Raw genomic sequence first — 11,812 nt, forward strand, 5'->3', positions numbered from 1 at the left:
CCGCCCACCACTGACGGCAGGACCGGGTCACCCTGGACTGAGCGGCGACCGCACCCAACCCTACCGGCCCATATGTACGAGAGTCAGTGCTCAGGTGACTCAACGGCCGCCGAAGTGACCAGTTCTGTCAGTACGCCATGGCAGTCCTTGGGGTGCAGGAAGGTGATCCGCGACCCCATGGAACCGCGCCGGGGCTCGTCGTACAGAACGCGTACGCCCTTCTCCCGGATGTCCGCGGCGTCCGCGTCCACGTCCGCCGTACCGAACGCGATGTGGTGGACGCCCTCGCCGTTCTTGGCGAGCCACTTCCCGACCGCGGAGTCCTCCCGGGTCGGCTCGAGGAGCTGGAGGTACGAGGCCCCGCCGTCCGACGTATCGTTGATCTTGAGCATGGCCTCACGCACGCCCTGCTCCTCGTTGACCTCGGTGTGGAACACCTCGAAGCCGTAGGTGGCACGGTAGAACTCGACGGTCGTGTCGAGGTCGTGGCAGGCGATTCCGATGTGGTCGATTCGCGTCAGCATGGATTCAGTGCAGCGCTCCGGAGGTGGTTACGCAACGTGCGCGCGATCACACCGACCGCCGGGTGACGGGCGGGATACCGCTCAGTACATTCGAGTAAACCCTCGTTCACTCCTCGGCCTGTGCGGGCCGGAAAAGGGGATCGCAGCTCATGTCTTCCGGAATCTCTGAAACCGCAGGAACGAACGGCACGACCTCCGTCATCGTCGCGGGTGCCCGCACCCCGATGGGGCGGCTCCTCGGCTCGCTGAAGTCCTTCTCCGGCGCCGACCTCGGCGGCTTCGCGATCAAGGCCGCCCTCGACCGCGCGGGGATCGGCGGCGACCAGGTCCAGTACGTGATCATGGGCCAGGTGCTCCAGGCCGGCGCCGGGCAGATCCCGGCCCGCCAGGCCGCCGTCAAGGCCGGCATCCCCATGAACGTCCCGGCGCTCACGATCAACAAGGTCTGCCTCTCCGGTCTCGACGCCATCGCGCTCGCCGACCAGCTCATTCGCGCCGGTGAATTCGACGTGGTCGTGGCAGGCGGCCAGGAGTCCATGACCAACGCCCCGCACCTGCTGCCGAAGTCCCGCGAGGGCTACAAGTACGGCGCGGTCCAGATGATCGACGCCATGGCGTACGACGGTCTGACCGACTCCTTCGAGGGCGTCGCCATGGGCGAGTCCACCGAGAAGCACAACACCCGCCTCGGCATCGAGCGCGCCGTCCAGGACGAGATCGCCGCCCTGTCCCACCAGCGCGCCGCCGCCGCCCAGAAGAACGGCGTCTACGAGGCCGAGATCACCCCGGTCGAGATCCCGCAGCGCAAGGGCGACCCGGTGCTGTTCAGCAAGGACGAGGGCATCCGCGGCGACACCACCGCCGAGTCGCTCGGCAAGCTGCGCCCGGCGTTCAGCAAGGACGGCACGATCACCGCGGGCTCCGCCTCGCAGATCTCCGACGGCGCCGCGGCCGTGGTCGTCATGAGCAAGGCGAAGGCCCGGGAACTCGGCCTGGAGTGGATCGCGGAGATCGGCGCCCACGGCAACGTCGCGGGCCCGGACAACTCTTTGCAGTCGCAGCCGTCCAACGCCATCCGGCATGCCCTGAAGAAGGAGGGTCTGGAGGTCGCGGACCTCGACCTCATCGAGATCAACGAGGCTTTCGCGGCCGTCGCCGTGCAGTCAATGAAGGACCTCGGCGTCTCCACCGAAAAGGTGAACGTCAACGGCGGTGCCATTGCCCTGGGCCACCCCATCGGCATGTCCGGCGCCCGGCTCGTGCTGCACCTGGCGCTGGAACTGAAGCGGCGCGGCGGCGGGGTCGGCGCGGCGGCGCTGTGCGGCGGCGGCGGCCAGGGGGACGCGCTGATCGTGCGGGTGCCCAAGGCCTGACTTCGGGTCACCGGGTAACGACTCGGGTGACGACTTCTCACTGAACGGAGCTGTGATGCAGGACGTCTCCACACTGGTGGCCCAGGCCAGGGAAGGCCGACCGCGGGCCGTGGCCAGGCTGATCTCGCTGGTGGAGGGGGCGTCCCCGCAGCTCAGGGAGGTCATGGCGGCCCTGGCGCCGCTCACGGGGAACGCGTACGTGGTCGGCCTCACCGGCTCGCCCGGCGTCGGCAAGTCCACGTCGACGTCGGCGCTCGTGACGGCGTACCGCAAGCAGGGCAGGCGGGTCGGCGTGCTCGCCGTCGACCCGTCCTCCCCCTTCTCCGGCGGCGCCCTGCTCGGCGACCGGGTCCGGATGTCGGAGCACGCGTCCGACCCGGGCGTCTACATCCGCTCGATGGCGACCCGCGGCCACCTCGGCGGCCTCGCCTGGGCGGCCCCGCAGGCGATCCGCGTCCTCGACGCGGCGGGCTGCGACGTGATTCTGGTCGAGACGGTGGGCGTGGGCCAGTCGGAGGTCGAGATCGCCTCCCAGGCCGACACCTCCGTCGTCCTCCTCGCCCCGGGCATGGGCGACGGCATCCAGGCGGCCAAGGCCGGAATCCTGGAGATCGGCGACGTCTACGTCGTCAACAAGGCCGACCGCGACGGCGCGGACGCGACCGCCCGCGAGCTGAACCACATGCTGGGCCTCGGCGAGTCCCGCGGCCCCGGCGACTGGCGTCCGCCCATCGTCAAGACGGTCGCCGCACGCGGCGAGGGCGTCGACGAGGTCGTGGAGGCCCTGGAGAAACACCGCGCGTGGATGGAGGAACGGGACGTCCTGGCCGAACGCCGCCGCACCCGCGCCGCCCGCGAGGTCGAGACGATCGCCGTCACCACCCTGCGCGAACGCATCGGCGACCTGCACGGCGACCGCCGCCTGGGCGCGCTGGCCGAACGCATCGTGGCCGGCGAGCTGGACCCGTACCGCGCGGCCGACGAACTGGTGGCCGGGCTGACGAGCGGCTGACGCCGAAACAGAGAAACCCGGTGCGGCCGCAGCGCCGCGCCGGTACGTTGACCCGCGTGTTCCTCCTCTTGGCCTAGGGCCCGCCCCGCACGCGACCGCCGCACTCGGCCGTCGCGTGCCTCGGCGTCCCCTCGTTGCCTTCATCTGAGGAACCCTCCGTGTCCACGCATGCTCCGCGGCCCTCCTATGCCGCCGTCCTCCGGGTCCCCCATGCCCGCCGTACCTTCGCGGCCGCCCTCGTCGGCCGGCTGTCGTACGGCACGGTCTCCCTCGCCCTGATGCTCTCCCTGACCCGGTCCACCGGGTCGTACGCCGTGGCCGGCACCGTACTGGCGATCTTCGGCGCCACGGGCGTCTTCCTTTCCCCCTACCGCGCGGCCCTCGTCGACCGGCACGGCCCGCGCCGGGCCCTGCTCCCCATGGCCCTGCTCTACGCCGTCCTGCTCTGCGCGCTGGCGGCGGTCTGCCGGCAGCCGGGCACGCCCGCGGCCGTCCTCGCGGTGACCGCCGCGTGCGCGGGCGCCTGCACGCCCCCGCTCGGTCCCACGATGCGCGCCGTGTGGGCCGGGCTGCTGCCCGACCGGGCCATGCTGCGGCGCGCCTACAGCCTGGACGGCGTCGCCGAGGAGCTGCTCTTCGTCTCCGGACCGCTCCTGGTCGGCGTGGTGATCGGGGTCGCCCCGCCGACCGCCGGCGTCGTGCTCAGCGCGCTGCTGGTGGCGGTGGGCACCCTGGCCTTCGTCACGTCACCGGCGGCGGGCGTGCTGCGTCCGGCGGAGCGTGCGAAGGACGACTCCGCGCCGTCCGGCCGAGGGGGAGCGGGGCAGGGGCGTGCCCTGCTCCAACCCGTCGCCGTCGCCGCGGGCGTCGGCATCTCGGTGAGCGCCGTCGACCTCCTCGTCGTCGCCTTCGCGGGGCAGCGCGGCCTCGGCGGCTCCACCGTCGCCTGGGTGCTCGCGGCGCTGTCGGCGGGCAGTGCGGTCGGCGGGCTGCTGAACGGCGCCGTCACCTGGAGCTCGTCCGCCCGTGCCCGGCTCCCGTTCCTCGCGGTCGGCCTCGGTGTCTGCCTGGTCGCCGCGGGCCTCGCGTCCGGCGTCGGCACGCTCGTCGTGGCCGTCGCCTGCGCGGGCCTGTTCGTGGCGCCGGCGCTGACGACGGCCTACGTGATCGCCGACGAGAGCGCGGAGCCCGGCTTCCGGATCCGGGCGGGAGCCTGGTGCAACACGGCGGTGAACGCCGGCGGTGCCGCGGGTGCCGCCGCGGTGGGCCTGCTGGTGGAACGGTTGCCGCTGCCGGTGTGCTTCGCGGTGTCCGGCACGGTCGCCGTGGCGGCGGCCCTGGTGCCGGGGCGCCGCCGCGCTCGGTCCGTCGTGCGGCCGGGACTGCTCAGTCGTCGTCCGAGCCGGAGTCGTCCGAGTGGGAGCCCGAGTGCGCGTCGTCCGAGCGGTCGGCCGTGACCTTCCCGGTCTTCGGGTCCACCCGCCAGTCCTGCTCACCCTTCCCGGAAGAGGACCGCGTCTCGACCTCCCAGGCCGCCTTGCCGTCGCCGTAGTGGCCATCCTCGTCCAGCTCCACGGAGGTCACGGTGCCGTGGCCGGCCGCCGCTTTCGCGGCCTCGGCGGCGTCCACGGACGAGCCCTTCAGGGCGGCCCGCACCTCGTCGGTGTCGTCCTCGTCGTCCGTCTCCGAACCGAGGACCTTGCCGTCGGCCGGGTCGATCCGCACGCTGTGCCAGGTGCCGTCACCGGCGAGGACGTCGACCTCCCAGGCCGCGCGCTCACCGTCGTCGTCGCCGTCCTCGTCGTCCAGTTCGGCGGAGACGGCGGTGCCCGGCGCCTTCTTCAGGGCGGAGGCGATGGCGTCGGCCGCCGTCACCTTCGCGGAGGCGGCGCGCTCACCGGCGCGCTCACCGTCGTCGTCACGGTCGCGGGAGTCGTCCGCGTCGTCGTCCCGGCCACCGGTGTCGTCGTCCGCCCGGGCGCCGGCGTCGCCGCCCGCGTCGTCGTCCGCGTCGTCGTCCGAGGTGCGGACGTCCGCCTGACGCGTCGTACCCGGGTCGTCGTCGCCCGTGGTCGCCAGAGCCGTCGCCGTGCCGCCTCCGATCAGTGCGGCGGCGGTGACGACGGCGATCACGATGTTGCGCTTCATGCGGTTCCTCCCGAGTCGTACAAGGTCGTTCGAGTCGATGTGCTTTCGACGCCTTCACTGTCTCGGACCGACGCTGAGGCCAACCTGAAGCCGCCTGAAGGGATCTTCAGCTTCGCTTTGGGACTCTGTACCCATGCGCCCGCCCGTCGCCCACCACCACCCTGCCCGAGGCGCTTCGCGCCCCTCCCGACTCCTGATCGTGGAGGACGAGAAGCGCCTCGCCGTGTCGCTCGCCAAGGGCCTCACCGCCGAGGGCTACGCCGTGGACGTCGTCCACGACGGCCTGGAGGGCCTGCACCGGGCCGGCGAGGGCGCGTACGACCTCGTGATCCTCGACATCATGCTGCCCGGCCTCAACGGCTACCGGGTCTGCGCCGCCCTGCGCGCCGCCGGGCACGACGTGCCGATCCTGATGCTCACCGCCAAGGACGGCGAGTACGACGAGGCGGAGGGCCTGGACACGGGCGCGGACGACTACCTCACCAAGCCCTTCTCCTACGTCGTCCTGGTCGCCCGCGTGAAGGCCCTGCTGCGGCGCCGTGCACAGGGGGCCGGGGCGTCACCCGTACACGTCCACGGCGACCTCAAGGTCGACACCGCCGCCCGCCGGGTCTTCCTGGGCGAAGGCGAGGTCACCCTCACCGCGAAGGAGTTCGCCGTCCTGGAGCAGCTCGTGGTGCGGGCCGGACAGGTCGTGTCCAAGGCGGAGATCCTGGAGCACGTCTGGGACTTCGCCTACGAGGGTGACCCCAACATCGTCGAGGTGTACGTCAGCGCTCTGCGGCGCAAGCTGCGCGCCGGTCTCATCCGCACCGTGCGCGGCGCCGGATACCGGCTGGAGGGCGAGCGATGAGCCGGCTCCTCGGATCGGTCCGGGCCCGGGCCACGCTCGGCGCCACCCTGGTGGTCGCCGTCGCCCTCGTCGCGGCCGGCACCGCCGTCCTCCTGTCCCTGCGCTCCAACCTGCTCGGCGAGGCCGGCACCCAGGCGGAGCGCTCCGCGCGGGAGGTCGCCACCGAACTGGCCGTCGGGACGCCCTACGCGGAGCTGTCGCTGGACGTGGACGACCGCCCGGTGCAGGTCGTCGACGAGGACGGCGGGCTGGTCGCCGCCAGCGAGAACCTGGAGCGGATCAGCGGCACGGGCGTCGACGCGGTGAAGCCGCAGCCCGCCCCCACCGGTGACGGCGATGACGACGACGCCGACCCGGACGACGACGACTCCGGCGAGTCGCTGGAGCCGGGCGAGATCGGCGAGCGGACCACCGTGAGCGACGGTTCGGCGACGATCGACGGCGACACGGAGGACTACCGCTTCGCCGCCGTACCCGTGCAGGACCGGGCCGGTGACGACCTCACCGTCTACGCCGGCGCCCCGCTGTCCGCCGAACACGGCGCCGTGAACACCGCGCTGACCGTCATGCTGATCGGCTTCCCGCTGCTGCTCGCGGTCGTCGGCTGGGTGACCTGGCTGGTCACCGGCCGCGCGCTGCGCCCTGTGGCGGGCATCCGCCGGGAGATGGCCGCGATCACCGCCAGCGAGGACCTGGCCCGCCGCGTCCCGGTGCCGGACACGCACGACGAGGTCGCCCGGCTCGCCTCGACCACCAATCAGACGCTGGCCGCCCTGGAGACCTCGGTGGAGCGGCAGCGGCGGTTCGTCGCCGACGCCTCGCACGAGCTGCGCAGCCCGATCGCCTCGCTGCGCACCCAGCTGGAGGTGGCCGCCGCCCACCCGGAGCTGCTCGACCTCGACGGCGCCGTGGAGGACACCGTACGGCTGCAGCGGCTCGCCGCCGACCTGTTGCTGCTGGCCAGGCTGGACGCGGGGGAGCGGCCCGCCGACGCGCGCGTCGACCTCGCGGCGCTCGCGCGGGAGGAGGCCGGGGGCCGGAGCGGGGTGAGCGTGCGGGCCGAGGGCGATGTCGCGGGCGAGCTGACGGTGGCCGGGTCGCGGGGGCAGCTGGGGCGGGTGCTGGCCAATCTGCTCGACAACGCGCAGCGGCACGCCCGCTCGGCGGTGGAGGTGTCTGTCCGGCGGGACGGCGACGCGGCCGTGGTCGCGGTGGCCGACGACGGGGAGGGCGTGCCGGCGGCCGACCGGGAGCGGATCTTCGAGAGGTTCGTACGGCTCGACGCCGCCCGCAGCCGCGACGACGGCGGGGCGGGGCTGGGGCTGGCCATCGCCCGCGACGTCGCCGTACGGCACGGCGGCACGCTCACCGTCCACGAAGCACCGGCAGGCGGCGCCCTGTTCGAGCTCCGCCTGCCGGGTGCCTAGACCTTCACTGCCCGGAAGGGCGTGATCGGCGTGATCGAGGACGTGGTCAGGGACGTCCCCGCTGCCCGCGCAGGTGCTCCGCGATCGGCTTGAGCGCCTTGTCGAGCTCCGTCAGGGCCTCGGGGGCCAGCAGGTCGATGAAGTGCCTGCGGACGGATGCCACGTGGTGCGGCGCGACCTTCCGCATCGTCTCCAGGCCGTGCTCGGTGAGGACGGCGTAGAGGCCCCGGCGGTCGGACTCGCAGTTCTCCCGCCGGACCAGGTCCGCGTTCTCCATGCGGGTGATCTGGTGGGAGAGGCGGCTCTTGGACTGCATCGTGGCGGCGGCCAGGTCGCTCATGCGCATTCTGTCGCCCTCCGACTCGGAGAGGTTCACCAGGATTTCGTAGTCGTTCATTGTCAGGCCGAACGGCTGCAGGTCCTTCTCGAGCTGGTGCGTCAACAGCCTGTTGACCTCCAGGTGGGTGCGCCAAGCACACTGCTCCGTATCGGTCAGCCAGCGGGTGGCCGTCTCGGTCTCCATGAATGAAGTCTACCTAAAAGGTTGAAAGGTGAACTAGTGAGGGGTTTTCCGTGACGGTGACGGTGCGCACGCGTTCGATGTCACACTCCGCAGATTACCGCTCACAGCCCGAAGCGGCGCTGGAGGTCCCCCAGCTGTCCGGGAAGCCCCGGTACCCCGGACCGGCCTCCCGGAGCCCCGGAAGCACCGCCTCCGGGCACCCCCGCCTGCTGCGGAGGGGTCCCCGCGGCCTGCTCCGCCATCAGCGCCTCGCTCGACTGCAACAGCACCGTCCCCGCCCCTGCGAACTCGAACTGGTGCTCCTCCCCGGAGGCCCCGCCGAGACCCGTCATCGCACGTAGACCGCCCATCAGGCCGGTCATGTACCCATGGTCGTAGTGATGGCACGGTGACGGGCAGTCGGCCCAGCCGACCAGGGCCTGGGGGTCGACCCGGATCGGGGGTTCCATGAACACCACCGGACCGTTTGACGCGGCCACGAACTTCCCGGTTCCGAGCAGTGTCAGAAAACCCGGCACGATCGACTGCTTGAGGGCGAGACTTGGCTGAAAAGCAAGCAAGTTGCCCGAGCGAATGGTCAGGTTGCCGTCTTCGAGGTCATACGAATTCACATCGAAGGCCCGGTCGGCGAGGAGCATCTTGCCCGAGCCCTCGGCCACGACCCAGTCGCTCGCGTGCAGAGGCGAATGGAAGGACGTGCGCATCAGACGGTCCAGCCGGCCGTGCCCGACTCCGTTGAACTCGATCGCCCCGTAGTAGGCGATCATCTTCCCCTTCTGCAGGAACCACTGGCTCCCCTTGAGTTCCACGCAGAAGGTGTACGCGTTGACGTTGTCGTCGGCCGGCAGCGTCGCCGGGTCGTGGTGGACCGTGCTCACAGCTTCTCCTCCGACGCCTGGACGAACACCGTGCCGCTGCCGCTGAGCTCCAGCTGGAACGCCTCGCCGGAGCCGCGCCCCACCATGTCCCGCCAGCCCATCGCCGTGGACAGCTTGTTGCGTACGTCACCGTGGTGGGCGACGTAGGCCTGCGGGTCGACGCGTACCGGGCGCTGCGGGGTGACGGGGATCTCGAAGACGCCCCCGTGGGCCATCACGGCCACCGAGCCGTGGCCCTTCAGCGTCGTCGTGAACAGCCCCTGGCCGCTGACCTGCCCGCGCACCATGCCCATGACGCCGCCCTGCGAGCCCAGGAACACCGTGCCCTGCTCCAGGGTGCCCTCGAAGGCGAGGAGGCGGTCCGCCTCGACGTACAGGGTGTCGCCGGCGAGGGCGATCACCTGCACGTGGTGGCCGCCGTGCCCGAAGAGCACCGTGCCGCTGCCCTCGACGGTCATCAGCGGCGTGTCCTCGTTCGCCACCCGGCGGCCGATCATCGACATGACGCCGCCCTGGCCGCCCCGCACGTTGGGGGTGAAGGACACCTCGCCCTGGTAGGCGAGCATCGCGCCGCGCTGACTGAACAGCCGCTGCCCGGGTGCGACGGTCGCCTGCACCATCTTGGAGTTGATCTCCTGGAAGGCCATCTCACACATCCCCCGCGATCGTGTTCCGCTCGCTCGGCTGCACGTACACCAGGCCGTCGCCCTCGAAGCGGATCTGGAAGGCCTCGCCGCCGCCCTCCCCGAACAGCGTGCGGAAGGTCACACCCGACTGGAAGGACTGCCGCAGGTTCCCCTGGTGTGCGACGTACGCCCCCGGGTCGACCGTCAGCGGGTACTGGGCGCTGACCCGCAGCACCACCGCCGGCCCGTCCGACATGATCGCCACCTGCCCGTGGCCCTCCACGGTCGTGGTGAACAGCCCGTTGCCCTGGGAGGCCCCGCGCGTTCCCGTGAAGCTGGTGCCCGTCCGCAGCCCGGCGTCGGCCGCGAGGAAGTTGCTGGACTCGACGTACAGCGTGTCGCCCTGGAGACCCACGAGGTTGATCTCCGAAGCCCGGTCCGCGAACCAGCAGGTCCCGTGCCCCTTCACCTCCATCACCGTCATCTGCTCGCCGGTGATCCGCCGGGTCACCATGCCGCGGATCCCCTCACCACCGCCGCTCAGCTTCTTGAAGGCCATCTCTCCGTCGTACGCGACCATCGAGCCGTTCTTCGCCTTCACGGCGTCCCCGGTCATGTCGACGGCGAGTACCTTGCTGTCTTGAAGTCGGAACATCGCCACAAATGCGAAGGTAGCCCGCCGGGCGGGCCGACCGACAGGTTCCCGCCCCCCTCGCCCGGGCGCGTCGGGGGTTTGCCACAATGGACGCGCGCTTGTGCGCACGTTCACAAACCCCCAGCTCGTCGTGATGCACGGCGACTCTCCCACCGAAGGTGACCCGTGGACCTCAAGACCGCCTCCGCCCTCCGCCGCCTCCGCCTGGTCTCCGGCCCCGAGGCGATCTCGTTCCTCCTGCTGCTGGTCTGCTCCGTGCTGAAGCGGACCACGGAGTTCAACGCGGTGCCCGTGATGGGCATGGTCCACGGCGTTCTCTTCGTCCTGTACGTGATCTTCTGGGCGGACGCCTGGAACCGCGCCAAGTGGTCCTTCGGCACCGCCGCCTTCTACTTCGTCATGTCGGTCCTGCCGACCGGCGGCTTCTTCGCCGAGCGCAGGCTCAAGCGTGAGGCCGAGAGCGCGGTCATCGCCTCCCGCGCCCGCCAGGAAGGGATCGTGGGCGCGTGATCGTCGCCTTCTCCGTGACGCCGCTCGGCGTCGGCGAGGACGTGGGGGAGTACGTCGCCGACGCCGTCCGGGTGGTCCGCGAGTCGGGCCTGCCGAACCGCACCGACGCGATGTTCACGTCCGTCGAGGGCGAGTGGGACGAGGTCATGGACGTCGTCCGGCGGGCCGTCGCCGCCGTCGAGGCGCGGGCGCCGCGCGTCTCCCTGGTCCTCAAGGCGGACATCCGCCCCGGCGTGACGGACGGCCTCACGTCGAAGGTCGACACGGTGGAGCGGCATCTCGCCGGTTAGCCGTGCGCGGCCGGCGGTGGTTCCGAAAGGCGAGACGGGGCTGACCGGCATGTGACCGGCCGGTATGGTCTGTTGCCGTGCCGAAGCCCCTCAGTCTCTCCTTCGATCCCATCGCCCGTGCCGACGAACTCTGGAAGCAGCGCTGGGGCGGCGTGCCCTCGATGTCCGCGATCACCTCGATCATGCGGGCGCACCAGATCCTGCTGGCCGAGGTCGACGCGGTGGTCAAGCCGTACGGGCTGACCTTCGCGCGCTACGAGGCGCTGGTGCTGCTCACCTTCTCCAAGTCGGGCGAGCTGCCGATGTCCAAGATCGGCGAGCGCCTCATGGTGCACCCCACCTCCGTGACGAACACCGTCGACCGGCTGGTGAGGTCGGGCCTGGTGGACAAGCGCCCCAACCCCAACGACGGCCGCGGCACGCTCGCCACCATCACCGACAAGGGCCGTGAGGTGGTCGAGGCGGCCACCCGCGACCTCATGGCGATGGACTTCGGCCTGGGCGCGTACGACGCCGAGGAGTGCGGCGAGATCTTCGCGATGCTCAGGCCGCTGCGGGTCGCCGCGGGGGACTTCGAAGAGGCCTGAGCGAGTCGCCGGGCCCGCCCGAAGAACGCGCGAATCGGACGGTTACGCTCGTACGCATGAAAAAGAGCGTGCTGACCCGCTACCGGGTCATGGCATACGTCACCGGTGTGCTGCTGATCCTGCTCTGCCTCGGCATGATCGCCAAGTACGTGCTGGACATGGACGGTGCCGCCGACTTCACCCGCGTCGTCAGCATCGCGCACGGCTGGCTGTACGTCGTCTACCTCGTCTTCGCCTTCGACCTGGGCGCCAAGGCGAAGTGGAAGGTCAGCAAGCAGCTGTGGGTGCTGCTGGCCGGGACCATCCCGACCGCCGCGTTCTTCGTGGAGCGCAAGGTCAGCCAGGAGCTGGACGCCAAGGTCGCCGCGGCCGAGGCGCCCGCGGTCGCCAAGGCCTAGCCGAGCGC

Annotated in this window: 15 protein-coding genes; 9 read left to right on the forward strand and 6 right to left on the reverse strand. The window is 71.3% G+C overall.

From position 1 onward, the window contains the following. Window positions 1-83: 83 nt before the first annotated feature. Complete coding sequence (mce, locus tag ACIQ6R_RS04350) at window positions 84-524, reverse strand: methylmalonyl-CoA epimerase (protein ID WP_382812958.1); 441 nt, start codon at window positions 522-524, stop codon at window positions 84-86. 149 nt (window positions 525-673) lie between these two features. Here mce and ACIQ6R_RS04355 point away from each other — a divergent pair, with 149 nt between their 5' ends. The 3 genes from ACIQ6R_RS04355 to ACIQ6R_RS04365 all read left to right on the forward strand — a co-directional run bounded on the left by ACIQ6R_RS04355 (window position 674) and on the right by ACIQ6R_RS04365 (window position 4,366). Continuing rightward, on the forward strand, window positions 674-1,897 hold the full coding sequence (locus ACIQ6R_RS04355) for an acetyl-CoA C-acetyltransferase (protein WP_404170538.1): 1,224 nt from the start codon (window positions 674-676) through the stop codon (window positions 1,895-1,897). Window positions 1,898-1,952: 55 nt separating this feature from the next. Next, entirely contained in the window at window positions 1,953-2,909 is a 957-nt protein-coding gene (gene meaB, locus ACIQ6R_RS04360; protein WP_404170541.1) for a methylmalonyl Co-A mutase-associated GTPase MeaB, read from the forward strand. Window positions 2,910-3,067: 158 nt separating this feature from the next. After that, window positions 3,068-4,366, forward strand: a complete 1,299-nt coding sequence (locus ACIQ6R_RS04365) for an MFS transporter (RefSeq protein ID WP_404218590.1) — start codon at window positions 3,068-3,070, stop codon at window positions 4,364-4,366. Here the strand turns inward: ACIQ6R_RS04365 and ACIQ6R_RS04370 are convergent. Continuing rightward, on the reverse strand, window positions 4,296-5,057 hold the full coding sequence (locus ACIQ6R_RS04370) for a PepSY domain-containing protein (RefSeq protein WP_404218592.1): 762 nt from the start codon (window positions 5,055-5,057) through the stop codon (window positions 4,296-4,298). The genes ACIQ6R_RS04365 and ACIQ6R_RS04370 overlap by 71 nt on opposite strands. A gap of 133 nt (window positions 5,058-5,190) precedes the next feature. Here ACIQ6R_RS04370 and ACIQ6R_RS04375 point away from each other — a divergent pair, with 133 nt between their 5' ends. Further along, window positions 5,191-5,910 (forward strand): response regulator transcription factor, encoded by a 720-nt coding sequence (locus ACIQ6R_RS04375; protein WP_404218594.1) that lies wholly within the window; start codon window positions 5,191-5,193, stop codon window positions 5,908-5,910. After that, window positions 5,907-7,337 carry a sensor histidine kinase gene (locus ACIQ6R_RS04380; RefSeq protein WP_404218596.1) on the forward strand — a complete coding sequence of 477 codons (1,431 nt, stop codon included), beginning with the start codon at window positions 5,907-5,909 and terminating at the stop codon, window positions 7,335-7,337. The genes ACIQ6R_RS04375 and ACIQ6R_RS04380 overlap by 4 nt, the downstream gene beginning before the upstream one ends. Before the next feature lie 46 nt (window positions 7,338-7,383). On the opposite strand, the gene ACIQ6R_RS04385 is transcribed toward ACIQ6R_RS04380, so the two are convergent. The 4 genes from ACIQ6R_RS04385 to ACIQ6R_RS04400 form a co-directional block, all read right to left on the reverse strand. Beyond that, entirely contained in the window at window positions 7,384-7,860 is a 477-nt protein-coding gene (locus tag ACIQ6R_RS04385; protein WP_404170556.1) for a MarR family winged helix-turn-helix transcriptional regulator, read from the reverse strand. 101 nt (window positions 7,861-7,961) lie between these two features. After that, complete coding sequence (locus tag ACIQ6R_RS04390; RefSeq protein ID WP_404218598.1) at window positions 7,962-8,738, reverse strand: AIM24 family protein; 777 nt, start codon at window positions 8,736-8,738, stop codon at window positions 7,962-7,964. Then, the gene (locus ACIQ6R_RS04395; RefSeq protein ID WP_404218676.1) at window positions 8,735-9,385 is read right to left on the reverse strand and encodes an AIM24 family protein; all 651 of its coding nucleotides are present in this window, start codon (window positions 9,383-9,385) and stop codon (window positions 8,735-8,737) included. The genes ACIQ6R_RS04390 and ACIQ6R_RS04395 overlap by 4 nt, the downstream gene beginning before the upstream one ends. Before the next feature lies 1 nt (window position 9,386). Further along, window positions 9,387-10,019 carry an AIM24 family protein gene (locus ACIQ6R_RS04400; RefSeq protein ID WP_310871187.1) on the reverse strand — a complete coding sequence of 211 codons (633 nt, stop codon included), beginning with the start codon at window positions 10,017-10,019 and terminating at the stop codon, window positions 9,387-9,389. Between the two features lie 165 nt (window positions 10,020-10,184). Here ACIQ6R_RS04400 and ACIQ6R_RS04405 point away from each other — a divergent pair, with 165 nt between their 5' ends. From ACIQ6R_RS04405 to ACIQ6R_RS04420, 4 genes are all read left to right on the forward strand, one after another. Beyond that, window positions 10,185-10,529: a DUF3817 domain-containing protein gene (locus tag ACIQ6R_RS04405; protein WP_404170563.1), complete on the forward strand. Its 345-nt coding sequence runs from the start codon at window positions 10,185-10,187 to the stop codon at window positions 10,527-10,529. Then, the gene (locus ACIQ6R_RS04410) at window positions 10,526-10,819 is read left to right on the forward strand and encodes an MTH1187 family thiamine-binding protein (RefSeq protein ID WP_053137231.1); all 294 of its coding nucleotides are present in this window, start codon (window positions 10,526-10,528) and stop codon (window positions 10,817-10,819) included. Before ACIQ6R_RS04405 ends, ACIQ6R_RS04410 begins: the two co-directional genes overlap by 4 nt. A 77-nt stretch (window positions 10,820-10,896) precedes the next feature. Next, a complete protein-coding gene (locus ACIQ6R_RS04415) occupies window positions 10,897-11,406 on the forward strand; it encodes a MarR family winged helix-turn-helix transcriptional regulator (protein ID WP_121749250.1) in 510 nt (169 codons plus the stop codon). Window positions 11,407-11,462: 56 nt separating this feature from the next. Continuing rightward, a complete protein-coding gene (locus tag ACIQ6R_RS04420) occupies window positions 11,463-11,804 on the forward strand; it encodes a DUF3817 domain-containing protein (protein WP_404170567.1) in 342 nt (113 codons plus the stop codon). Window positions 11,805-11,812 lie beyond the last annotated feature (8 nt).

The organism is Streptomyces sp. NPDC096048, assembly GCF_044763415.1.
GTDB lineage: Bacteria > Actinomycetota > Actinomycetes > Streptomycetales > Streptomycetaceae > Streptomyces.